18 protein-coding genes are annotated in these 23,322 nt (G+C 63.9%); 3 read left to right on the top strand and 15 right to left on the bottom strand.

What is annotated here, in order from left to right; genetic code table 11:
* Positions 1–146: 146 nt before the first annotated feature.
* From HCR76_RS14865 to HCR76_RS14935, 15 genes are all read right to left on the bottom strand, one after another.
* Positions 147–1,658, bottom strand: a complete 1,512-nt coding sequence (locus HCR76_RS14865; protein WP_166987595.1) for an aldehyde dehydrogenase (NADP(+)) — start codon at positions 1,656–1,658, stop codon at positions 147–149.
* Positions 1,659–1,668: 10 nt separating this feature from the next.
* Entirely contained in the window at positions 1,669–2,670 is a 1,002-nt protein-coding gene (locus HCR76_RS14870; RefSeq protein ID WP_166987592.1) for a proline racemase family protein, read from the bottom strand.
* A 9-nt stretch (positions 2,671–2,679) separates the two neighbouring features.
* Complete coding sequence (locus HCR76_RS14875) at positions 2,680–3,594, bottom strand: dihydrodipicolinate synthase family protein (RefSeq protein ID WP_166987589.1); 915 nt, start codon at positions 3,592–3,594, stop codon at positions 2,680–2,682.
* A 10-nt stretch (positions 3,595–3,604) separates the two neighbouring features.
* Positions 3,605–5,032, bottom strand: a complete 1,428-nt coding sequence (locus tag HCR76_RS14880; RefSeq protein ID WP_166987586.1) for an NAD(P)/FAD-dependent oxidoreductase — start codon at positions 5,030–5,032, stop codon at positions 3,605–3,607.
* Positions 5,029–5,361 carry a (2Fe-2S)-binding protein gene (locus HCR76_RS14885; protein ID WP_166987583.1) on the bottom strand — a complete coding sequence of 111 codons (333 nt, stop codon included), beginning with the start codon at positions 5,359–5,361 and terminating at the stop codon, positions 5,029–5,031. Before HCR76_RS14885 ends, HCR76_RS14880 begins: the two co-directional genes overlap by 4 nt.
* Positions 5,358–6,551, bottom strand: a complete 1,194-nt coding sequence (locus HCR76_RS14890; protein ID WP_166987580.1) for an NAD(P)/FAD-dependent oxidoreductase — start codon at positions 6,549–6,551, stop codon at positions 5,358–5,360. The genes HCR76_RS14885 and HCR76_RS14890 overlap by 4 nt, the downstream gene beginning before the upstream one ends.
* A gap of 183 nt (positions 6,552–6,734) precedes the next feature.
* A complete protein-coding gene (locus HCR76_RS14895) occupies positions 6,735–7,409 on the bottom strand; it encodes a GntR family transcriptional regulator (protein ID WP_166987578.1) in 675 nt (224 codons plus the stop codon).
* A gap of 14 nt (positions 7,410–7,423) precedes the next feature.
* On the bottom strand, positions 7,424–8,869 hold the full coding sequence (locus HCR76_RS14900) for an aminopeptidase P family protein (protein ID WP_166987575.1): 1,446 nt from the start codon (positions 8,867–8,869) through the stop codon (positions 7,424–7,426).
* Positions 8,866–10,185, bottom strand: a complete 1,320-nt coding sequence (locus HCR76_RS14905; RefSeq protein ID WP_166987572.1) for an alpha/beta hydrolase — start codon at positions 10,183–10,185, stop codon at positions 8,866–8,868. Before HCR76_RS14905 ends, HCR76_RS14900 begins: the two co-directional genes overlap by 4 nt.
* Positions 10,182–11,033: an ATP-binding cassette domain-containing protein gene (locus tag HCR76_RS14910; RefSeq protein WP_166987569.1), complete on the bottom strand. Its 852-nt coding sequence runs from the start codon at positions 11,031–11,033 to the stop codon at positions 10,182–10,184. Before HCR76_RS14910 ends, HCR76_RS14905 begins: the two co-directional genes overlap by 4 nt.
* On the bottom strand, positions 11,026–11,919 hold the full coding sequence (locus HCR76_RS14915; protein ID WP_166987566.1) for an ABC transporter ATP-binding protein: 894 nt from the start codon (positions 11,917–11,919) through the stop codon (positions 11,026–11,028). The genes HCR76_RS14910 and HCR76_RS14915 overlap by 8 nt, the downstream gene beginning before the upstream one ends.
* Complete coding sequence (locus HCR76_RS14920) at positions 11,916–12,911, bottom strand: ABC transporter permease (protein ID WP_166987563.1); 996 nt, start codon at positions 12,909–12,911, stop codon at positions 11,916–11,918. Before HCR76_RS14920 ends, HCR76_RS14915 begins: the two co-directional genes overlap by 4 nt.
* On the bottom strand, positions 12,911–13,873 hold the full coding sequence (locus tag HCR76_RS14925) for an ABC transporter permease (protein WP_166987559.1): 963 nt from the start codon (positions 13,871–13,873) through the stop codon (positions 12,911–12,913). The genes HCR76_RS14920 and HCR76_RS14925 overlap by 1 nt, the downstream gene beginning before the upstream one ends.
* 3 nt (positions 13,874–13,876) lie before the next feature.
* On the bottom strand, positions 13,877–15,565 hold the full coding sequence (locus HCR76_RS14930) for an ABC transporter substrate-binding protein (protein WP_166987556.1): 1,689 nt from the start codon (positions 15,563–15,565) through the stop codon (positions 13,877–13,879).
* A 57-nt stretch (positions 15,566–15,622) separates the two neighbouring features.
* Positions 15,623–17,602: a glycoside hydrolase family 127 protein gene (locus HCR76_RS14935; RefSeq protein WP_166987553.1), complete on the bottom strand. Its 1,980-nt coding sequence runs from the start codon at positions 17,600–17,602 to the stop codon at positions 15,623–15,625.
* Positions 17,603–18,037: 435 nt separating this feature from the next.
* Between HCR76_RS14935 and HCR76_RS14940 the strand changes: the two genes are divergently transcribed.
* The 3 genes from HCR76_RS14940 (at position 18,038) to HCR76_RS14950 (ending at position 23,320) form a co-directional block, all read left to right on the top strand.
* Complete coding sequence (locus tag HCR76_RS14940) at positions 18,038–20,251, top strand: RICIN domain-containing protein (protein WP_166987551.1); 2,214 nt, start codon at positions 18,038–18,040, stop codon at positions 20,249–20,251.
* Positions 20,252–20,432: 181 nt separating this feature from the next.
* Complete coding sequence (locus HCR76_RS14945) at positions 20,433–21,911, top strand: alanine/glycine:cation symporter family protein (protein ID WP_166987548.1); 1,479 nt, start codon at positions 20,433–20,435, stop codon at positions 21,909–21,911.
* A gap of 53 nt (positions 21,912–21,964) precedes the next feature.
* Positions 21,965–23,320, top strand: a complete 1,356-nt coding sequence (locus HCR76_RS14950; RefSeq protein ID WP_166987545.1) for an MFS transporter — start codon at positions 21,965–21,967, stop codon at positions 23,318–23,320.
* Positions 23,321–23,322: the final 2 nt, after the last annotated feature.

Genomic DNA, 23,322 nt, shown 5'->3' on the forward strand with positions numbered 1-23,322 from the left:
ACGCTTCGGTACGTCAACGTGCCCAGATCTCAGCGATGCCCCGCCTCGACAGCAATCGGGGGCCAACTTTTGCTATCACCCGGCGCGTCTTGATAGCAAAAGTTGGCCCTCGATTGTGCAGCGCATCGAGTCAGCGCCGCAGGAGGTCAGCCGCGGGCGGCATCTCCCCAGTTCACCGATTCTCCGGCGGGAGCGAAGCGCTGCGGCACGTTCCACGGGTTCGCGTCTTGCAACGCCTCGGGCAGCAGCGACTGCGGGGCGTTCTGGTACGCGACGGGGCGTACGAATCGTGTGATCGCCGCCGTTCCGACTGAGGTGTTCGAGTCGTTCGTCGTCGCCGGCCACGGGCCGCCGTGCTGCATCGCCGGTGTCACCGCGACGCCCGTCGGCCAGCCGTTGAACAGCACACGTCCAGCGCCTTCGCTCAGCACGGCAACAAGTTCGCGCAGTGCATCAGACGCCTCGCCGTCGCCGTGATGAACGGTCGCTGTCAGGTTGCCGGGGAAGAGCTCCTCGGCAAGCGCCGCGAGGTCATCACTGGCGGAATACTGAACAACAACGCTCAGCGGCCCGAAGCTCTCGTCGAGCAGTCGGTCACGCTGCGCCACGAGCGTCGCGGCGTCGGTGACGACGATCGTCGGCGTCGCCCAGCCCTGACCATCAACATCCCGCTCGAGGCTTCCCACGGCGATCGCCCGCACACCATCGGTGGAGAGAATCGCATCGCGGCGCTCGCCGTAGCCGTCGGCAATGCGCGGGTTGAGCATGCGGTGAGGTTGGGCTTCGGATGCCGCCTCGGCGATGCCCTGCTCGAGCGGCGCCGCATCGGGAACGAACACGAATCCCGGCTTCGTGCAGAGCTGGCCTGCAGAACCGCCGACGCTGGTCACGAGACCCGAGGCGATCTCGGCGGCCCGCTCCGAGATCGCCTGTTCGGTGACGAACACCGGGTTGACGCTGCCGAGCTCTCCATAGAACGGGATCGGCTTCGGGCGAGCTGCGGCGATGTCGGCCAGCATCCGGCCGATCTTCGTCGATCCCGTGAACGAGCCTGCGGCGATGAGCGGATGCTTCAGAAGGTCGACACCACGCTGCTGCCCCGAGATCGTCTGGAAAACGTGCTCGGGAAGCCCGGCACCGGTGAGCGCCTCAGTGATGACGCGCGCGGTCTCGGCCGAGAGCTCGGGGTGCCCCGAGTGCGTCTTGACGACGAGGGAGCAGCCCGATGCCAGCGCGGCAGCAGTGTCGCCGCCTGCCACAGAAAACGCGAAGGGGAAGTTGCTCGCCGCGAAGTTGATGACCGGCCCGACCGGCGTCAGGTAGCGGCGCACATCGGGGCGCGGTCCGAGCGCAAAGTTCGGATCGGCGGCGTCGATGCGTGCGTCGAGGTACGAACCGTCGACGACGGTGTCTGCGAATACACGAAGCTGAACGGCGGTGCGCTTGAGCTCACCGCGCAAGCGCCCCTCGGCAAGCCCGGTCTCGGCCATGCCGATCGGAACGAGCGCATCAGCATTCGCCTCAAGCGCGTCGGCTGCAGCCACGATGGCGCGTGCACGCACAGCGGGTGAAATGCGCGACAGCGCACGGAACGCCCCATCGGCGTTCTGCGCGATCTCATCGACACTCGTGGTTGTGGCGCTGGTGTCCGTTGTCATATGTGTCCTCCTAGAAGACGAATCCGGTCGGGAAAGGGTCCGTCGGGTCGAGCAGGTACTGCCCCATGCCCGTCACCCAAGCCCGCCCGGTGATGGTCGGAATGACGGCGGGCGTGCCGTCTACCTCGGTCTCGGCGATGATCCGCCCCGTGAAGCGGCTGCCGATGAACGATTCGTTGACGAAGTCGGTGTCGAGCGCGAGCTCACCGCGCGCCCACAGCTCGGCCATGCGGGCGGAGGTTCCCGTGCCGCATGGCGAGCGGTCGAACCAGCCAGGGTGAATCGCCATGGCGTGGCGCGAAAGCTGCGCGTTGGAGTCGGGCGCGATGAACTCGACGTGATGGCAGTGGTCGACGCCGGAGATCGACGGATGCTTCGGAGCATCCTGCTCGTTGATCGCCGCCATGATCGCCAGGCCCGCATCAAGGATCTCTTGCTGACGCGTGCGGTCGAAGGACAGTCCGACGTCGTTGAGATTCACCATGGCGTAGTAATTGCCGCCGAACGCGAGCGAGTAGGGCACCTCGCCGAGGCCGGGAACTGTGATCACAGCATCCAGTCTGTCGACAAAGCTGGGAACATTCTCGATTGTGACGGCGTCCGCGTGCCCATCGCTCACGTCGACGCGGGCGATCACGAGACCGGCCGGGGTGTCGAGGCGAATCGTGGTGACGGGTTCGACGACCTCCACCATGCCTGTTTCGACGAGCACGGTGGCTGTGCCGATCGTGCCGTGGCCGCACATGGGAAGGCAGCCGGATGCTTCGATGTACACGATGCCCCAGTCGCAATCGTCCCGCGTGGGAGGCTGCAGCAGTGCGCCGCTCATGGACGCATGGCCACGCGGCTCGTTCATGAGAAACTGCCGCAGTTCATCCATGTGCTCGATGACGTGCAGTCGCTTGTCGTTCATGGTCGCCCCAGGGATGACGCCGACGCCGCCCGTTACGACGCGCGTCGGCATCCCCTCGGTGTGTGAATCGACCGCGGTGATCACACGGCTTGCTCGCATATGAAAACCCTAGCGGCTCGCGATGTAGTCGAGGGCGCGCTTGGTGTCGCGCGTGACTCCCTCGATCTGCTCTGCCGAGAGCGGTCCGCGCGGCGGACGGGTGCGACCACCGTAGGTGTTGCCCGCAACATCCTGAGACAGCTTGATCGCTTGAACGAACTCGGTCTCGGAGTCCCACCAGAACACCGGGCGCAGCTCGCGGTACAGGTCGCGCGCCTCGTCGATCTTGCCCGCATACACGAGCTCGCAGATCTCAGCGGACTCCTTCGGGAACACGTTGGGGTACCCGGCGAACCAGCCGACGGCTCCGGCGACGAGCGACTCGAAGAGCAGATCATCAGCACCGGCGACGACGTCGATGTCGCAGGCATCCTGAATGTCCATGACCCGGCGGATGTCGGTGGAGAACTCCTTGACGGCGACAACGTTCTCGAGCTTCGCCAGCTCGGCGATCAGGTCGGGCGTGAGGTCAACCTTGGTGTCGAGGGGGTTGTTGTAGAGCATCATCGGCAGGCCGACCTCGTTCACCTTGCTGTAGTGCTCAATCACCTCGTCGCGGTTGGCGCGGTAGATGGTGGGCGGAAGGCACAGCACGGCGTCCGCTCCGTCTTCCTTCGCATACTCGGCCCACTGCACGGCCTGGTGCCAGCCGACTCCGTGCACTCCGGCAACGACGATGCCGCGACCGGCGACAGCCTCGACGGCGACCTGGATCACCTTGCGACGCTCGTCGTCTGTGAGCGACGAGTACTCGCCGAGCGACCCGTTGGGGCCGACGCCGCGGCATCCGTTCTCGATCAGAAAGTTGCAGTGTTCGGCGAACTTCTCGTAGTCAACAGCGAGCCCTGCGGGAGCGCTTGCGTCTTCTTTGAACGGAAGAGTCGTCGCGACGACGACGCCTCCGAGGTCAAACTTCTTGCTCATTGCTTACCTTTCAGTGTTTCTTCTGGTGCGACGTTTCTTCGGTTGGAAGTTCCACGGATGCATTGGCGAGATCGCCGATGCGCACCGGGGAGACGATGGGTCTGCGGTCTGTTGCAACGCCGTCGGCAAACGTGCCGCCGAGCAGCTCCTCGACGCTGCGCCCGCAGATGCGGCCCTGGCAGATGCCGAGGCCAGCGCGTGTCGAGAGTTTGAGTGAGCGGAGCCCGCACGAGGCGGTCTGCGACTGGATGCTGGCGAGCTCACCGCTCGTCACCTCTTCACAGCGGCACACCGTTGTGTCGTCGCGCAACCAACTGGTCCAGCCGGGGCGCGGGGCGTGCACAGCGTCGAGTCGGTCGCCGAACGAGACGAAGCGGTCGCGTGCGCGAGCGGCACGGCTGATCTCTGCCGACCGTGGGCCGCGCGCGGCGAAATGCCCCGCGATGGAGCCTTCGGCAAGCGCAGCATCGGCACCGGCGATCCCGGTCAGCTCACCCGCGGCGTAGACACCCCGGATGCTGGTCTGCTGACGCACATCGACCTCGACGAACCGCTCGGCGGTGATGCTGCATCCTGCCGCGATCGCCAACTCGAGGCGCGGTGTGAATCCGTGGCTGACGCAGACAGCATCCGTTTCGATCGTCGTCTCGGTTCCTGCAATGGGTGACCAGCTCGCGTCGACGCGAGCGACGGTCGCCGCCTCGACGCGGTCGGTGCCGTGCGCCTCAATGACCGCGCGGCCCGTGAAATACGGGATGCCGTGGCGCACGTGTCCCGCAACATAGCCGGCGAGCTCCGGCATCTTGCCGACGGCGGCCCCGAGCTGCCAGGGCTTCGCACCCCAGCCGCGCATAAGCGCCGCGGTTGTCGTCGCCTCGTACACGCCGAGAACGCGAGCGCCGGTGAGCGCAAGCGACTGGGCAACGGGAAGCAGAAAGGGCCCCGCCCCGGCGACGATGGCGCGTGATCCGAGGGCGATGCGCTCTGACTTCGCGAGGGCTTGAGCGGCGCCGGCCGTGTAGACGCCGGGCAGGGTCCAACCGGGGAACGGAAGGGTACGGTCGTGCGCGCCAGTGGCCAGAATGAGCGCCTCTGGCTCGAGCGTGAGTGCCGTTCGGCCCACGGAGTCGACGGGGCCGACGTGCGCGTGAACCCGGGGAGCGCCGTCGTCTCGCTGCTCGATAAGCCACACCTGCGCATTCTGAACGAGCGTGCACGACGGATGCTGCGTCACCTCGCTCGCGAGAGCCTCGAACGTGCTCCAGCCGTGGTGCAGAACACGCTGCTTCGCCGCGTGGGCTGCGTCGGGAAGGTGCCGCCAGAACTGGCCGCCGAGCTGATCGGACGAGTCGAGTAGGGTGACGTCCGCACCGGCGCGAAGTGCCGAGCGGGCTGCAGCGAGCCCAGCGGGGCCTGCGCCGATGACGACGATTGTCATGATGCCTCGCCTTCCTCGCTCGGGCGGGCCTCATTCTGCAGTGCGACGACATCTCCGTCGCAGGCGCGACGCTGGCAGGCGCGCACGTCTCGCTCATCGCCGACGGTGAGAATGCAGTCGTAGCAGACGCCGATGCCGCAGAAGATGCCGCGCGGTCGACGGTCGCGGCTCGTCGTGCGCCAGGAGTCGCGACCGTTCTCAAGCAGCACGCCCGCGATCGTGCTCCCGGAAGATCCCGTGAGCTGTTCGCCGTCGACGATGATGCTGACGTGTTCGGCGTCGATGCGCTCGGTCGGGTCGTGCTCGGGGGACAGGCGGTGCGCGGTCATGCGGCACTCTCCTCTGCCGTCAGGGCTGCGGCGAGCGACGGGCGCGCAACACTGAAGGCGTCGGCGTCAAGTTCTGGTGTGCGGCCCGCGTAGAGGTCGCTCACGAGGTCGGCCGTCGAGATCGACAGACCGATGCCGGCGCCCTCGTGGCCGGTCGCGTGCCAGAGGCCGGGAAGGCGATGGTCGGGGCCGATGACCGGCAGATGGTCGGGCATGAACGGCCGAAATCCGCCGTAGGCGCGCATAATGCTTGCGGTGCGCAGAAACGGGAAGACGCGGGTGCTCTTGGCCGCGATCTCACGGATCACCTCGGCGCGCAGTCGAGAATCGAAGCCGATCTGCTCACGGCTCGATCCGATCAGCACGGTGCCGGCTGCCGTCGACTCGATGACGCTCGACGTCTGCAGCGCCGCGTCGTTGGACTGCGTCGCGCCGAAGTAGTCACCGTCATACACCTTGCGGAAGATGCGGTGAGGCATCCGCGTGGTGACGAGCACGACGCCCCGGCGCGGGCGAACGGGAAGAGTAACGCCCATCCTCGACGCGACGTCTGCGGCCCAGGGGCCCGCCGCGTTGATGACCGCCGGTGCGGCCACCGCACCGGCGGTCGTCTGCACGCCCGTGAGCTCGCCTGTGGCCGAGCGGATGCTGCTGAGCACGTCTACGCCGCAGCGCACGTCGGCTCCCGCATGACGAGCAGACGCCAACAGCGCTTCTGTGGCGATGACTGGCTGCACCTGGGAGTCCTGCGGGTAAGCGACGGCCGCTGTGATGCCGGGGTTGATGTGTGGCTCGAGGCTGAGTGCCTCGCTGATGTCGATGATCTGCGCGTCAACGCCCGCATCGGCCTGCGAGCGAGCAAAGTGCTTAAGCGGCTCGGCGCCGGCCTCGGTCGTCGCAACCACGAGGCCGCCCTTGCGCTCGAACTCGATATCGGGAAATCCTGCGCCGAGCTCATCGGCGAGTTCGGCTGCGAGCTTGATCCAGCGGCCGTTTGCGTGCAGTGCAAGCTCGAGCTCGCGCCCCGGGGCTTTGTCGGAGACGAGCAGGTTGCCTTCGCCCTGTCCGCTCGTGCCGGCCGCGGCCGCAGCGCGCTCGAGAACGACAACGCTCACGCCATCACGACTGAGGGCACGGGCGATCGCTGCGCCGACGATGCCGGCGCCGATGATCGCGACGTCGTACCCCATGTCACCCTCTCCCTCGTGAGCCTGTCATATGTAATATGTCACACATTGCTAAATTTGTGAAGTGCTTCACACGATTTCCCTCTGAGAATCACGGTCCGCGTGGGCAACCGTCAAAAATGGCGACGTGCGACACGAGAACTTCGCCACTTTTGGCCACTGCTCATGCGGCGGTGACGTCGATCATCACGCAGCATCCTCGGGCTTGCCCGACCACCAGCCGAGCGTGTGGTGGATGTGCCGCGCCATGAGGTCGCGGGCACCCTCCTGGTCGCCCGCCGCCAGCAGCTGAAGCAGCTCGACGTGCTCTGCAGCCGAGTCCTGCAGCTTCTGCGTCTTCACCATCGACGCAAGTCCGACGAGACGTGTGCGTGACCGCAGGTCGGCGACGACCTCGGCGAGATGCCGGTTGCCGAGCAGCCGCGTGAGCGCCATGTGAAACGCGTGATCCGACTGCAGATATGTGGCCAGGTCGCCTCCCGCGGCGCCGGCGACAATCTCGTCGGCGAGCGCACGCAGTTCGCCCATGCGCTCGGACGGAAAACTCGCCGCCAGCTCGTACATGGCCGGGGGCTCAAGCCACAATCGCACCTTGGCGATCTGCGCGAGCTCCTCTTCGCTCACGCTCGTGACGCGAAAACCCTTATTGCGCACCGGTTCGACGAACCCGCGCCGCGCGAGCCCGAGCATGGCCTCGCGCACCGGCGTGGCTGAGACGCCGAACTTGCCGGCGAGAGTCGGCACTGTCAGCAGCTCTCCCGGAGCCAGCTCCCCCGAGATAATGCCCGTCGACAGCATCTGCTGCACGTAGTCGCGCAGACTCGACTGCTGCGGTATGGGCTGAATCGCACTCGTCGACATCTAATTCCGTCCCCTCACGAGCTCTCTGCACCGAGATGTTTTGCTGTCCACGCTTCGATTCCGTCTGCGCTGATCGGGAGCGCGTCAGAGAGCACTTCTGAGTCTCGTTCCGTGACCAAGATATCGTCTTCGAGACGAACACCGATGCCCCTCAACTCAGGGGGCACTGTCTCGTCGAAGGCGTGGAAGTACAATCCGGGCTCTACCGTGAGCACCATACCGTCTGTGAGCGGTGCTCCCTGATAAGCGGAGTAGTCGGCCCGTGCGCAGTCGTGAACGTCGAGCCCGAGGTGATGGCCGACGCCGCAGACGATGTACCGGCGATGCTGCTGCCCCCGCTCGCTCAGCGCCTCGTCGACCGAGACCGGAAGCAGCCCCCAGTCGTCGAGCCCACGAGCGATCACCTCCATCATCACTGTGTGGAAGTCGCTGAACTGCGCGCCAGGACGCACCGCGTCGAGCCCTGCCCGATGCGCTTTCTCGACGAGGTCGTGCACCTGTCGCTGTGCGGGCGAGAACGTGCCTGAGACCGGGAGCGTGCGCGTGACGTCCGCCGTATAGAAGGTGCGCGCTTCAACGCCCATGTCGAGCAGAAGCGCATCTCCCTCGACGACATCGCCATCGCAGCGCACCCAGTGCAGAATCGGCGCGTGGTCTCCGCTGCCCACGATCGTGGAGTAGCCGGGGCCGTTTCCGTGCGTTCGGGAATGCCGCTCGAACGTTCCCTGCAGCCAGCGTTCTCCCCCACCAGCAACCGCGCGCGGAATCTCGCGAGCGACGGCGGCGAAGCCGTTCACCGTGTCGTCGACGGCGCGACGCAACTGCCCGATCTCCCACGCGTCTTTGATCATGCGCAGTTCCGAGAGTTCTCTCTCCAGTCGATCGGATGCCGGCTGGCCCGCCAGCGCGTCGGGCACCGTTGCCGTATCCAGCCGGCCTGCCACGTGCGGGTCACGGAGTCCGCGCAGGTCGACGTCGAGCTGTCCGCGCCCGCGCACCTCGATCTGCAGCGCCTGCGACCACTCGCCGAGCGAGGGCGCCGGCCCGACCCACAGCTCGCCGTGGGCCGCATTGCCGAAGAAGTCGGTGTCGCCGGGATACGCGGGTTCGGGAACGTAGAGCACGGCATCGTGTCCGCCCGAGCGTGCACTCAGCACGATAACGGCGTCTTCGGCCGTGCATCCGGTGAGCCAGAAGAACCCGCTGTCGGGCCGAAAGTCGAAAGCGCAGTCGTTCACGCGAATCGGCGCGGTGCCCGAGAAGACCACAATGCTCTCGCCCGCGAACTGTGCGCTCAACCGCTCCCTGTGCTGTGCCGACGCCGCAGCCGCGCCCGGCTCAACGCTCGGCGCACGGTCGGGCGTCGCCCACCCCTGCCCCATGAAGCGCGTGAACTCCTCGATCTGCGCGAGCCGCGGCATCCTGGCGTCTTTTCCTGTTGGCATCGACCGTGCGTTCATCGTGACCCCTTCGTGTTGTCGATCGGCCCGCCGAACTCGGCGACCATCTGGCGCAGACGCGACACAACCGTGCCCGACCCGATGCCGTCGTGTTCGAATTCGTTCGTCACCCAGCCGCGCGCATTGCCCACGCGGCTCACGGTGTCGAGCTGCAGGTGCGCGTCGACGTACATGTCGTCGTAATACACGGCGGCGGCCACCGGCACCTCATTGTCTCGAAGTCTGTCGTGATCGTAGAGAGGGCCCCAGTCATCGCGGCTGGCGAGCAGCTCGACAGCGGGTGTGAACGGCTTGAGCAGCCTGATCTCGTCGAACATCCACGGGTACATCATCTCGCCGGTGAACAGCAGAGGCCGTGCGTCGTCTGAGAACTCCGGATGCCGCTCGTGCTCTCGCTGCGCAGCCCACGCCGTCGCTCCCGCACCGCGATGCCCGTAGATCGACTCCTGCATCACGGCGAACAGCGGGTTGTCGGCGAACGATGTGCGGGCGAGCACCTGCGCGAGAAATGTGTCGCTCAGTTCAGCGTCGCCTGCCGTCGTGGCGAATGCCTCGTCGAACAGCCAGTGCATGCGCTCGAAACCGGGCTTCATGCCGAAGTCGATGCCAAGGCTCTGCAGCCGTCGCACCGTAAGCACGTCGCCGTCTGGCAGCAGCACGTCGTTCTGAGCCAGACGATCGGCGACGCGCGACACCGTGTCGACGTCGCCCGGGTAGCGCTTCTGAAACACGCGGTTCTTCGCCGCTGTTCGCGGATACGTGCGGCGATATACCTCCGCGGCTGCGGGATCGAGCCCCGCCAAACCACCCGTGACGTAGCATGCAGCGAGCCCGTCTGGCGCGTGCGAGAGGTAGCTGAGCGTGAGAAACCCGCCGTAACTCTGCCCGAGAGTCTCCCAGCGCCCGCCGCCGAACTCGTGCACCCGCAGATGCTCGAGGTCGCGCACGATCGAGTCGGCGCGAAAGCACGCGAGGTAGTCAGCCTGGTTCTGTGCGCCGTCGATCGCCTGAATGCCGCGCGCATCGACACGGCTGCTTCGTCCCGTGCCGCGCTGGTCGGGCAGAATCACCCGGTGGGTCTTCAGCAGCTCGCCGATCCATCCCGACGCGTCGACGGGGCGCGGAGATTTGCCGCCGGGACCCCCCTGAAGATAGACGATCGCGGGCAGCGTCTCGTTCTGCTTGTCTGCGGCCACGAGCTCGCGCGCGAAGACCGTAATCTGCCGGGAGTCGCCGTCATCAAACCAGTTGAGCGGCACGACCAACTCATGATCGACGACGTGGATTCCCGGCATCGTGTAGCTGTCGACGATCACGAGTTCTCCTTCTCCGCATTTTTGACGCGCGCGGCTTCCCACTCGGGATTGATCTGCGGAACGGCGCTCAGCAGCTCACGCGTGTACTCGTGCTGCGGGGCGTCGAAGATGCTGTCACGGTCACCGTGCTCCACGATCTGCCCCTTGTGCACCACGGCAACCGAATCGGCGATGTGGCGAACGACGGCGAGGTCGTGGGCGATGAAGATGTAGCTCAGGTCACGTTCGCGCTGCAGATCTTTGAGCAGCTTGATCACAACGGCCTGCACCGACACGTCCAATGCCGATACGGCCTCGTCACACACGACGAGGCTTGGGCCAACGGCGAGCGCGCGGGCGATGCCGATGCGCTGCGCCTGCCCTCCAGAAAATTGCCCGGGGTACCGCTGGCTGTGATCGGGGTTGAGGCCCACTCTGTCCATGAGGTCGCGCACGAACTCGCGGCGCTTTGTCGGCGGTTTCACTCGCTGGTAATCAAGGGGCGCCATGACGATGCGTTCGACGGTGTGCTTGGGGTTGAGAGACGAGAACGGGTCCTGAAACACCACCTGCACCTTCGAGCGGAAGTGCGCGAGCTCTTTCCCCTTCGCGTGTGTCACGTCGACACCGTCGAGCAGCACGTTTCCCGACGTGGGCTCAAGCAGCTTTGCCGCGATGCGTGCCATCGTCGACTTGCCGCTGCCCGATTCCCCGACGATCGCGAGCGTCTCACGTGCGTTCACGGCGAAGCTCACGTCGTCGACGGCGGTGAACTCGTTCTTGCCCGAGAACACGACACCGCTCCCCTGTGTGATGAACGTCTTCGTGAGGCCCTTGACCTCCAGCAGCGGTGTGCGGGCGTCACTCATGGCTCACCCCCTTGATGTCTCCGACCACGTCGGTGATGCGCGGAACGGCGTCAAGCAGTGCCTTCGTGTACGACGACCGCGGGTTCGAGAAGATCTCGGCTACCGGAGCATGCTCGCGCGTCTCACCGTTCTGCATCACGAGCACCTCGTCGGCGACCTCGCTGACGACGGCGAGATCGTGCGTAATGAACAGCATCCCCGTTCCGGTCTCTTCTTGCAGCTCGGTCATGAGCTCGAGAATCTGTGCTTGCACCGTTACGTCGAGAGCCGTGGTGGGCTCGTCGGCGATAATCAGATCGGGTTCGAGGCAGAGCGCCATGGCGATCATGATGCGCTGCCTCATTCCGCCAGAGAACTGGTGCGGATAATGGTCGACACGGCGTTCCGGGTCAGCGATCTTTACCCGCCGCATGGCGTTGATCGCAACCTTTCTGCCGTCTCGCTTCGACCCTCCGCGGTGGGCGCGATAGGCCTCACTGATCTGCAGCCCGACCGTGTAATACGGGTTGAGAGACGAGAGCGGGTCTTGAAAGATCATGGCGATCTTCTCCCCGCGCACTCGGCGCATCTCGTGATCGGAGCGGTCGAGCAGATCATGGCCAAAGAACCGGATGCGGCCGGTCGTCGCCCCGCCGTCGGGAAGCAGCCCCATGATGGCGAGCGATGTCATCGACTTGCCCGAGCCGGACTCGCCGACGATGCCGAGCGTCTTGCCCGGCTCGATGCGAAACGAGGAGTCCTTGACGACGTCAATCGGGCCGCGAACGGTTTGGAATGTCACCGTGAGGTTCTCCACCTCGAGCAGCGACGATCCGTCAATCGGAATCGAAACGGTCTTGAGGGAGCCCGTCTTGGGTGCCGTGTTCTTCGTGGTTGGTCGTCTCATTGCGTCTTCACCCTCACTCTCGGGTCGAGCACCGAATAGAGCAGGTCGACGCCGATGTTCGCGACAACCACGAGCGCGGCGGCGAGAAGCGTGACTCCCATGATGACGGGCTGGTCGTTCTGGGTAATCGAGTCGGCGGTGAGCTTACCCACACCGTTGAGGCCGAACACGGTCTCGGTGATGAGCGCACCGCCGAGAAGCGATGCGAAGTCCATACCGAACAGTGTCACCGCTGGCGTCAGCGCAGGTCGCAATGCGTGGCGTCGCAGGACGAGCCCCGGCGCGAGTCCCTTCGCACGAGCCGTGCGAATGAACCCCTGCCCGAGAGTATCGATGACGTTCGCCCGCACCAGCCTGGTATACATGGCCGCGTACATGAACGCGAGCACTGCCCACGGCATGATGTACGCCTGGAACCACTGCACAGGATCGTCACTGAATGGAACGGCGTTAGGAAAGGGCAGCCACTTCAGCTTGACGACAAAAACGTACTGCAGCACGAGGGCGACGAAGTAGTTCGGCAGGCTGATCCCCGACAGTGCGGCGACCATCGTGCTGCGATCCCACCAAGTGCCTCGCTTGACGGCGCCGAGAAGTCCTCCGCCGACACCGGCGAAGAGCCACAGGACTGCAGCGCCGACGGCGAGGGTGACGCTGACGGGAAGCCGCTGGATGATCATGTCGAGCACCGATTGGCTGGTCTGGAAGCTGTAGCCGAGGCACGGCGCTGCACAGTGCACGGCGTTGACGCCCTCGCCATAGTCGCGTCCGATGAAAAGTCCGGAGATGAACACCCAGACCTGCTCCCAGAAGGGCCTGTCGAGCCCCAGCTGCTCATGAATGTCGGCGATGCGATCGGGAGTACAGGTCTTACCGCAGATCATGTAGGCGGGGTCGGGCGACAGCACGAAGAACACCGTGTACGTAAACACAGTGATGAGGAACAGCACGACGATGCCGGCAAGAACACGTTTGAGAATGTAGAACAGCATCAGGCAGCATCCCCCGCATCGAGTTGCTTCTGCAGGTGGTCGCCCACAACGGTGAACGCGAGCACTGTAAAGAAGAGGAACAGACCAGGAATCATGAAGTAGGTCGGGTCGACCGCGTACCACGACACTGATGACGCGATCATCTGACCCCAGGAGGGCGTTGGCGGGGTGACGCCGACACCAAGAAACGACAGCGCGGCTTCCGTGCCGATGTACTGCGGCACAGACAGCGTCGACAGCACGATGATCGTTCCGCGAAGATTGGGAAGTATTTCTTTGAACGCGATGCGTCCCGGGCTCGCACCCGACGCTCGCGCCGACTCGACGAACTCGCCGTTGCGCAGAGACATCGTCTGTCCACGTACGACGCGTGCCGTGTAGGGCCAGGCAAAAACGCTCAGCACGATCACGAGGAGTAACGGCCGGTTGCCCGCGGGTAATGCCGAGAGCAGCGCGATCATGAAGATGAGCGCGGGGAACGCCATGAGAAAGTCCATCAACCGTGAGATCAGCTGATCGAGGATGCCGCCGAAGAACCCGGCGAGCATGCCGAATACGACGCCGAGAATTGTCGTCACGATGGTGGCACTGACGGCAATGGTGAGAGAGACCTGCGCACCGTATGCAATGCGCATGAAAACGTCGCGCCCGCTGCCAGGCTCGACGCCGAACCAATGCTCGGCACCAGCGCCGCCCCACGGGCCGATGGGCAGCCCGCCGAGAGCGGGATCGATCGCTGACTCGTCGTAGCTATAGGGACCGACGCCGGTGATCTGCTCGAGCAGCGGCGCACACAGCGCCAAAAGCACGATGAACACGATCCAGATTGCGCTGATCACGACGGACGGTGTGCTTCGCAACGCGGCGACCACCCGTTTCACGGGGCTCGGGGCGCTGCCGCCGCTCAGCGACGACAGCACCCCTTTCGAGCCTGCCGCGAGTTCACTCGCAGGTGCTGACATGTACTACTCGTCCACGCTCTTCACACCGACGATGGCGTAGTCAATGCCGCCCGAGTACCCGATGTGCAGGTAGGCATTTGCAATGTTGCTGCCTGTCACGGTTACCGTCTTTTCCCAGGTGAGCGGAACGGCGGGAGCTGACTCGAGAATCTGCTTGTCGAGTGCACCCCAGGCCTTGTTCGCCTCGTCAACATCAGTCATCGCACGGATCTCATCCATACGAGTGTTGACCTCGTCGTTGTCGAACTGAGCGACGTTCGAGTTGCCCTGGTCGAAGATCTGGCTTCCCTCGAACAGCGGCGGCAGGAAGGTGGCGCCGGTTGGCCAGTCAGGGCACCAGCCCGCGATGGCAGCATCCGTCTGCTGGCTCGGGGTACCGATGATCTGCCAGTACTTCGCAGTGTCCACGACGTTCAGCTTTACATCGATGTTGGCCTTGGCCAGCGACTCCTGAATGGACTCGGCCTGCGCCTGCGTAACGGGAACGGCGCGCATATCGAGGCTCAGTTCAAAGCCATCAGCGTAGCCCGCTTCGGCAAGCAGTTCCTTTGCCTTCTTCGGGTCACCCGCGTTCTCGTCACTCGGGTAGAGGTCGAAGTCTTCGTGACCCGTCACCGACGGCGGCAGCATCGTGTTGGCGATGTCGGCGAGCGCCGGGCCGCCTGTAGCTGTCTGCACCGACTTCTTGTCGATTGCGTAGGAGATCGCCTGGCGCACCTTGACGTCATTGAGCGGCTCTTTTGTCGTGTTGAGCGCGAGGTACGTGGTGCAGCCCTTGAGACCTTCGAGCGTTCGCTCTTGAACCGATGGTTCCTGAATGCGCGAGAGCGACGACGCCAGAATGATGCCGGTAATGGCGTTCTTGTCGTCGCCCTGGTCGGCGATCATACGCTCGTCGATCGTCGAGTTGTCGAGGCCGAGTGTCCACACGAACTTGTCCGGGTTCGCCGTGCGAACCTCGTCGCTGCCTTGCTCCCAGTACTCGTTGCGCTCAAGCACGATCGTGCTGCCCGGCTTATAGTCGGTGACTACGTACGGTCCAGACGAGATCGGCTGCTTGTCAATGCTCTTCGTCGTCACATTTCCGTCGGCGGGGAACGGCGTGTACACGGGCTGGGCAACGGCACTGCTGAAGTCGGCGAACGGCTCTTTGAGATGGAAGACGATCGTCTTGTCGTCTGGCGTCTCGATCGAATCGAGGTGACCATCCTCGTAGACCCCGCCATACTCGTCTGCACCAGCGAGCAAGATCTTCGCGTACGGCGACCCAACGGCGATTGCGGGGTCGAGCGAGCGCTCCACACCGAAGCGCACGTCCTCACTCGTGATCTCTGAACCGTCCTGGAAGAAGATGTCGTCCTTCAACGTGAAGGTCCACTCGGTATTGTCCTCGTTCGGTGTACCCAGGTCGGTGGCGAGATCGGGAACAATCTTTGCGGGGTCTTCTGCGTTTCCCGGCGCGTAGGTTGTCAACGTGCGGTAGATCAGACGGTAGAAGTTGTTGACACCGCCGTCCCAACCCTGCGCGGGGTCGAGATGTGAGAAGTCGGTCGTGGCGAGAACATGCAGGGTGCCGCCCTTCACAACGTCGCCGCTTCCGCCGTCACCGGAGGCGTCGCCACCGCCGCTGCAGCCTGTGAGGGCGAGGGCCGCGGCGAGGCCCATTCCCAGCACCATATTGCGTTTCTTCATCAGTTCACTCTCTGTCGATGCGGGCGTCCCTGCCCGCACTGTGGGTGTTTCAGGGGGTTAGGCCGTGCGCAGCCATACGCGCATTGCCTGGGCCTCACGGTTTCCCCACTGAAAGTAGGGAACGAGTGTGAGGTGCGTTCGGGCTGCGTCGTGCGCAGCCGGGTCTTGGTCGTCGATGTCGTCTCGAAGTTCCGGGTAGAGGTGCAGCTGGTCAAGCGGCGTCGCGGTGACGGCTCCGCTGAGCACGACACTCGGGCCCGAGGCGACAATCTGCCGCTGGTCGGGTTCGAACGCTTGCACGTCTCGGGGCGACACGACGAGTGAGTCGATGTCGCATTCGTTGTCTTGCTGCTCGGCACAGTAGACGAGGGGGCCGCGGGCGACGGCGAGGCTGCCGCGCACAGCATCCACTCGGGGGTCCGCCCCGTGGGCTCGTGCCCGCATCGGCAGATTGATGCGGATGCTCTCGCCCGCAGCCACGCGATCAAAAGGTGCCCAGCTTCCGGCCTCGGCCGGTGTCATCTCGCCGTCGCGCTCGACGCTGGCGCCGTGCGCCCACGCCGGAATGCGCAGCGCGAGCGCCTGACCGTTTTCCGGCGCCGCCGTGACGGTGATGACGACGTCGCCGTCCCACGGGTAGCCGGTGGCGATCGTGAGCTCGAGGCCGTCGCGACGGATCTCGGATGCTGTGAGATTGGCGATGTGCAGCGTGTGTTCGTCTGCGAACGCGACGTGATCTTGCAGCTCCGACACCCAGCGGATGATGTTCGGCGGGCAGCAGGGGCAGCCGAACCATGCGCGCCGCAGCAGAGGCCCGTCGGATTCGTAGCCGGAGCGCTGCATGTGATCGCCTCGGCGCTGCAGCGGATTGTCGTAAAAGAACGCACAGCCATCGTCGGAGAGCCCAACGGCGAAGGCGTTGTACTGCACGATCTCAAAGATGTCGGCAAAGCGAGCTTCTCCGGTGCTCAACAGCATCCGCCATGCCCACTGCATGAGGGCGATGGCCGCACACGTCTCGTTGTAGGCACGCTCGCTCGGCAGTTCGAAACGGTCGCCGATGGCCTCGTCAGAGTGCCGGCTGCCGAGACCGCCCGTGATGTACAGCTTGCTCGCGACCATGTCGTCCCACAGGTGCAGCACCGACCGTTCGAGGTCGTCTGCGCCCGTCTCGATCGCCACGTCCGTTGCACCGGACGCGAGGTACATCATGCGCACAGCGTGACCGGTAACCGAGTCCAGGTTGACAAACGGCACGAGGTCTTGGAAATACTCGCTCGTGAAGATCTTCGAGTCGATGCTTTGGTTGCCGCGGCGGCGCACCATGAGGTCGGCGAGCTCGAGGTATGTGCGGTTTTCGGTCTCTCGGAACAGCTCAACGAGAGCCATCTCCACCTCGGGATGCCCGCAGAATGCGAGCTTCTCGTCGGTGTGGGGGCCGAACTTCTGCCAGACCAGATCGCTGAACCGCGCGGCGATGTCGAGAAGTCGAGGGTCGCCGAGCTGCCTGTTTGCGGCAACCGCGGCTTGGATCAGATGACCGAGCGAGTACAGCTCGTGACCCCAGGCGAGATCACTCCACGGCTCTTTGTCGATCGAGTCGGCTTGAAAATAGGTATTGAGGTAGCCGTCCGCGAGCTGGGCCTGCTGCATGAGTCCGATCGCTTCTTCGTAGAAGTCGCGAATGGACGCATCAAGGCTGACGGCGCGAGCGTCGGCGAGAGCGAGTTCGTAGGCGATGCCCTCGAGTGTTTTGTAGACATCGGTGTCGAGAAAGGGGTAGCGCCCGCGATACGGCTCGGTCGCGCCCCCGATGACGGCGCGGAAGTTGTCGAGGTTGCCAGCAAGCCGCAGCTGCTCGATGCTGTGCACGAGGGTCTGCTCTCGATTGCGGCGCTGCCACTGCCCGAGCAGTCCGTTGCTCGCCAGGGTCACCTCCGCGGCGCCGAGGGAGGCAAATCGGGATGCCGTCGATGCGACGGCGGGGCGGACGCTAGCGCTGTTCGCGGCGGATCGTGGTGTGTTAGGGAGTGGCACGGTACCTCACTGCTCTGTGACTTAAGGCTCGGTGACCTGTAGTGGGTGATATGTTACACGGTACGACGAGGGCAAAGTCAATGCCTCGTAACCGAAATGTGACCGTTCACACAAAATGTCGTCCATTCCCGAATCAATCAGTTCCGAGGGGTACCCAAGGCCCTCGCCCGACTGTATAGTCATCGGCATCGAGTGCGTGCGGTCTACGAGTTGCACCACTCGACGAAGTTCCTCCGACCATCTATCGGCGACCGTCGACCGCAGGCGAACGGTTCCCGAGAGCGACAGGTATACGTCGCTCAGCAGCATCCTGATCACCTCGAGTGAATCGACAGCTTTCTCCTGCGCGTATCTGTGATGTGTCACACGTCACGACGCGATGGCGAGGGCTTCACTACCCATGTATCGACACTCGAGTTCTGAAGGAGAACCGCTATGTCGCGAACACGAATACTGGCGGGAGGTGCACTGGTGACATCATTGTTGATGGCTCCAGCACTCCTGCTCGGCGCTGCGCCCGCCGCTGCCACAGATGCCCCGATCGCCGTCGCCGCTGACGGCACTGTGCCCGTTGATCCCCGTTTCGACGGCCCGCAGATCACCGAGATCCGGGTGATCAACGAGCAGAAGTTTCTCGAGATCTACTGGGACCGCTACGTCGACGAGAACGAAGCTGTGAGCCCCGAGAACATCGTGCTCACCAACGGCAGTCGCACAATCAATCTGACGGCGAAGCCCGCAACCGGGCGCACCGATTCCGTCTTCTTCGATCAAAAGAACGAGCAGATGGCGGCGACCGAAGCCAATAGCATGGAGCGGCTGCCCGACGATCTGCACCTGGCGAGCATTGCCTACACAGGAACGATCGATGTGACCGAGCCGCTGACGCTCACGGTGAACGGCACGGCGATCGTCGATGAGCAGGGCAGGTCTGCCGAGAGCGCCGAATACACCAGCATCCCGAAACTCGACTATTACACGCAGTCCGTCACGACAGACACCGGCATCGTCGTGAAGGCGAACCCTCGTGTTGAAGCCGGCACGCTGGCCCTCGCGGCCGAGCAGGTCGATGTCGAGCTGGCGAAAACCGAGACCGGCATCGCCGCGCAGATGGCGAACTTCGGATGCTCGCTCGCCGTCTACGCGTCGCGGGAGAACGCGTATCTCATTCCCGAGCACCGCGGTGGCTACGATCCCGAGATGTACGACGTGGAAGGATACGGCGGCAGCACCTACAACAATTGCGTCTCGTCGATTTCCGAGCGCAACGTGCTGCGCACGCGCGGCAACGCCGACCCGTTTCTCAACACGAGCTATCCGAATGAGAACATTCTGATTCACGAATTCGGCCACGCCGTGAAGCTTGTCGGAATCGAGACGATGGACGACACGACGCTGGCAAATGAGTTCTACGCCGCGTACGAGAATGCGTATCTCACGGGGCTCTGGCCCAACACGTATGCCATCGGCAACAGCGACGAGTTTTTCGCCACCCTGTCGGCGATCTGGTTCGACGTCATGGCCGAGAAGCCCGACTGGAGCGACGGCGTGCGAAGCCCCATCAACACCCGAGCCGAGCTCAAAGAGTACGACCCCACGTCATTTGCGTTCTTCGAGAAGATCTACCCGTCAGACCTGACGCTGCCTGCGCCGTGGGATGAGCCGGCACCCGATGAATACCATGGCGACTACACCGAACTGCCGGACCAAGAACCTCGCACGACGGCGACCGAAGTCGCGTTCGGAACCGATCAGTTTCGCATCTCGACGCAGACCATCAGCGGCGATTTTCAGATCGACCAGTTCGCGGGCGATGCCGAGCATCCTGGTCGCGATGTCTGCGTCTGGTTCACCTGGGGTGGCGGGGTGTGGTCGATTGACTATAGCGACGGTCTCTACACGATCAGCGCGTCAGATGGCAGCGGTGTGCTCTCGGCCACGTCGGAGACCGAAGTGCGCTATGCCGACGTCAGTGCAGACGAATTTGACGACAGCCAGAAATGGGTGTTCACGCCCGACGCGTCAACACCGGATGCCCCCTACGACGGTCAGCTCGTGAACGCGGCGAACGGCCGTGCTCTCGCGCTCGACGGCCGCGCGAACACCGGTGTCTCGCTGACTCTCACGGCACCCGATTCCGGCACCCGCTGGATGCTCGAAGACACGACGCGCACCGAGGTGCAGGGCACGGCCGCCTACGTGCTTCCCGTTTCGGTGTCGCTGACGTCAGAGGGACAGGATGCTCGCACGCTCGACGTCGCACAGCAGGGCTTCACCCTGCCCAGCATCGCTGACGTCGCCGGAGCCGACTGGCAGCGAGAGGGCTACACGTTCTCTGGCTGGCGAATCGTGGGCGACGACAGCATCCTCCCGTCTGACTGGGCGATTCCCGATGACACGACGGCCCTCTCGCTGGAAGCCGTGTGGGAAGCCGCCGAACTGCCTGGACAACCGGAGGATCCGGCAGCTCCAGCTGATGATGCAGCCTCTGCAGGTGATGCCCCGTCAGACGCGGCGTCGGATGCGTCGGGCGAGCTACCGCGCACGGGTGGTGACATCGTCGGCGCCGTCGCGGCAGCCGTTCTCGCATTGCTCGTCGGCGGTGGACTGCTTGTCGCACGGCGAGTCACCTCACGCGCCGCAAAGTAGCGCGATTCACCGAATGGTGCGGGTGCCGTGAAGGCACCCGCACCATTTCTTTCCCACCAATGATCGGTCTCTTCTTCCCAACAGCCATAGTGATATGTAATATGTCACATGTTTTAAATTTTTCCACTGATCCTGTTCACCGACGAACGCAGCGTCACGACACGACGACAGTAAGGAAGACATGGACGTCCTCACGTCAATCAATGACCTCATCTGGAATCCGATGGCCTATCTCGCTCTCGGGCTCGGTCTGTTCTTCACGATCCTCACGCGCGGTGTTCAATTTCGTCGCATCCCCGATATGATCCGGGAGCTCGGTGCCAAGAAGGACACCCCCGACGGCAACTCACCATTGCAGGCAGTGCTGCTGACGCTCGCGAGCCGCGTCGGCGTCGGCAACATCGCCGGCGTGGCCACCGCCATCTACGCCGGTGGCCCGGGAGCAATGTTTTGGATGGTGCTGTGCGCCCTGCTCGGCTCAGCGAGCGCATATGCCGAATCGACCCTGGCCCAGGTGTTCAAGACGAAGATCGACGGTGAGCACAGAGGCGGTGTCCCCTATTACGTCGAGAAGGGGCTCAAGGCGAAGTGGCTCGCCGTCATTCTCGCCGCGATGATCCTCGTGGGCTACGGGTTCGTGTTCCCCGGCGTGCAGTCGAACAACATCGCGCAGAGCGTGAACGAAGCATTCAGCATCCCACTCTGGGCGACTGCCCTGTTTGTCACAGCACTTCTCGCTGTTGTCATCGTCGGCGGCACTAAGCGCATCGTCGCTGTCGCTCAGGTGTTTGTTCCCTTCATGGCAGCGGGCTACATCATCGCCACGATCGTCATGCTGTCGCTGAACGTCGAGCAGATCTGGCCGACCATGACACTCGTCTTCTCGAGCGCCTTCGGTGTCAACCAGGTGTTCGGCGGAATTCTCGGCGCGGCTGTCGCCTGGGGAGTTCGCCGCGCGGTGTTCTCCAACGTCGCCGGCGTCGGCGAGGGCACGTTTGGCGCAGCATCCGCCGCCGTGCGCCACCCTGCCAAGCAGGGCCTCGTGCAGGCATTCTCGATCTTCATCGACACCGTCGTCGTCTGCAACGCGACGGGAATCATGATCCTCATCTCTGGCATCTACGATGTCGCAGACGAAAACGGCGCCCTGATCTTCAGCGGCGCACACGGAATTGAGGCGGGTCCCGGCTACACTCAGGCCGCTATCGACACGATTGCTCCGGGAATCGGCCCGGGTTTCGTCGCCGTCGCGCTGTTCTTCTTCGCTTTCACCACGCTCATCGCGTTCTACTACATCGCCAAGACCAACCTCGTGTACCTGTTCCGAGGTCGTGCCGCGGTGATCGCCGACTGGGTGCTCAAGGTCGGCATGGTCGCCATCACGTTCTACGGCAGTGTCGAATCCCCCACGGTCATCTGGGCGATCGGCGATATCGGCTACGGTTCGATCGGCTGGGTGAACATGATCTGCATTCTCCTGCTGAGCCCCGTCGTGTATAAGGTGACGCGCGACTACGACAGGCAGCGCAAAGCGGGCAAGGATCTCACGTTCAATCCTGAAGCGCTCGGCATCAAGCGTGCGCACTTCTGGATGCAGGACCACACGGGCACAATCGCGCGGGCGAGGGCCGAACGACTCTCAGACCTCGACGAGCTGTAGCCATCACCCCATCGAACAAGAACACAACTGATCATTTCGACAAAGGAGTCCCCGTGACCGAAACGACGGCAACGGAACAACGCCGTGTACGTAAAGTAATGTCCGCGTCGGCGATAGGCCACTTTGTCGAATGGTTCGACTTCGCTGTCTACGCCTATGCCGCCCCGGTCATCGCCATGCAGTTCTTTCCGGAATTCGACGCAACGGCGGCTTTGCTTTCGACGTTCGCCGTGTACACGGTGGGATTCGTCGCGAGACCGGTCGGAGCATTCATGCTCGGTGCTCTCGGTGACCGCTACGGACGCAAGCGCATCTTGGCAAGCATCATTCTGCTGATGGGGCTCTCCACCACCCTCATCGGATTGCTGCCCACGTACGCGGTCATCGGAGTAGCGGCACCCCTGCTTCTCGTTCTTCTGCGCATACTGCAGGGATTGTCTGCGGCAGGCGAGACGATTGGATCCAACTCCTTCGTCGCCGAGCACTCTCCCATTGCGACACGTGGCCGAAACGTGGGCATCGTCTACACAGCATCCAATCTGCCTCCCGTGCTCGCAGCGCTACTCGTACTTGGCCTCACCACAGCGCTCAGCCCGGACTCGTACGAGGCGTGGGGCTGGCGCATTCCGTTCCTTCTGGGAGCCCCGCTGGCGATCATCGGTCTGTACATTCGCACCCGTGTCGACGAGTCTCCGGCCTTCGTCGAGATGCGCGAGACGAAAAAGGTTGAGAAGGCTCCGATTCGCGCGGTGTTCGCTGAGCACTGGCGCGCCATGCTCTTTGTCTTCTCGATGGCTGCCGTCGCGAGCCTCGGCTACTACTCTCTGACGGGCTACTTCTACTCGTACATGACTGTGACGCTCGGTCTTTCTTCTCAGCACGCGCTCATTTCGAACAGCATCGCGCTGCTCATCACCTTCGTCACCGTGCCGATCGCCGCAATGGTGTCGGACCGCATCGGCAGAAAACGGATGCTGCTTATCGGCATCGCATTCAGCGCGGTCATTGCTCTGCCCGCATACCTGCTCGTCGGTGTGGGAACACTCGGAGCCGTCATCATCGCCCAGGCGCTTCTGGGCTTCGGGCTCGGCCTCGTGTTCGGGCCAGCTGGCCCGGCCTACGTCGAGATGTTCCCGGCACGCGTGCGCTACACGGGCGCGTCGATCAGCTATAACCTTGCCTTCACCATCTTCGGTGGAACAGCACCGCTGCTCGCGACCGCTCTGATCACGTGGACCGGGTCCACCATTGCCCCGGCCTGGTACATCGTCGCCGTCACGATTCTCGCCTTCGCCGTGCTGCTTCGCATGCCAGAGACGCGGTCCCGTTCAATGCGCGACGAGGCTATTATGGCCGCGGCTGCCAAGGGGGAGCACTCGAACGAACCGTCGCAACCTGAAAGACTCTGAAG

It is taken from the genome of Paramicrobacterium chengjingii (assembly GCF_011751765.2).
In the GTDB taxonomy this organism is placed as follows: Bacteria; Actinomycetota; Actinomycetes; order Actinomycetales; family Microbacteriaceae; genus Paramicrobacterium; species Paramicrobacterium chengjingii.

What these genes read in the sequence shown, in the direction of transcription:
- HCR76_RS14865 (WP_166987595.1), bottom strand. Translation starts at nt 1,658, where the DNA reads ATGACAACGGACACCAGCGCCACAACCACGAGTGTCGATGAGATCGCG.
- HCR76_RS14870 (WP_166987592.1), bottom strand. Translation starts at nt 2,670, where the DNA reads ATGCGAGCAAGCCGTGTGATCACCGCGGTCGATTCACACACCGAGGGG.
- HCR76_RS14875 (WP_166987589.1), bottom strand. Translation starts at nt 3,594, where the DNA reads ATGAGCAAGAAGTTTGACCTCGGAGGCGTCGTCGTCGCGACGACTCTT.
- HCR76_RS14880 (WP_166987586.1), bottom strand. Translation starts at nt 5,032, where the DNA reads ATGACAATCGTCGTCATCGGCGCAGGCCCCGCTGGGCTCGCTGCAGCC.
- HCR76_RS14885 (WP_166987583.1), bottom strand. Translation starts at nt 5,361, where the DNA reads ATGACCGCGCACCGCCTGTCCCCCGAGCACGACCCGACCGAGCGCATC.
- HCR76_RS14890 (WP_166987580.1), bottom strand. Translation starts at nt 6,551, where the DNA reads ATGGGGTACGACGTCGCGATCATCGGCGCCGGCATCGTCGGCGCAGCG.
- HCR76_RS14895 (WP_166987578.1), bottom strand. Translation starts at nt 7,409, where the DNA reads ATGTCGACGAGTGCGATTCAGCCCATACCGCAGCAGTCGAGTCTGCGC.
- HCR76_RS14900 (WP_166987575.1), bottom strand. Translation starts at nt 8,869, where the DNA reads ATGAACGCACGGTCGATGCCAACAGGAAAAGACGCCAGGATGCCGCGG.
- HCR76_RS14910 (WP_166987569.1), bottom strand. Translation starts at nt 11,033, where the DNA reads ATGAGTGACGCCCGCACACCGCTGCTGGAGGTCAAGGGCCTCACGAAG.
- HCR76_RS14915 (WP_166987566.1), bottom strand. Translation starts at nt 11,919, where the DNA reads ATGAGACGACCAACCACGAAGAACACGGCACCCAAGACGGGCTCCCTC.
- HCR76_RS14920 (WP_166987563.1), bottom strand. Translation starts at nt 12,911, where the DNA reads ATGCTGTTCTACATTCTCAAACGTGTTCTTGCCGGCATCGTCGTGCTG.
- HCR76_RS14925 (WP_166987559.1), bottom strand. Translation starts at nt 13,873, where the DNA reads ATGTCAGCACCTGCGAGTGAACTCGCGGCAGGCTCGAAAGGGGTGCTG.
- HCR76_RS14930 (WP_166987556.1), bottom strand. Translation starts at nt 15,565, where the DNA reads ATGAAGAAACGCAATATGGTGCTGGGAATGGGCCTCGCCGCGGCCCTC.
- HCR76_RS14940 (WP_166987551.1), top strand. Translation starts at nt 18,038, where the DNA reads ATGTCGCGAACACGAATACTGGCGGGAGGTGCACTGGTGACATCATTG.
- HCR76_RS14945 (WP_166987548.1), top strand. Translation starts at nt 20,433, where the DNA reads ATGGACGTCCTCACGTCAATCAATGACCTCATCTGGAATCCGATGGCC.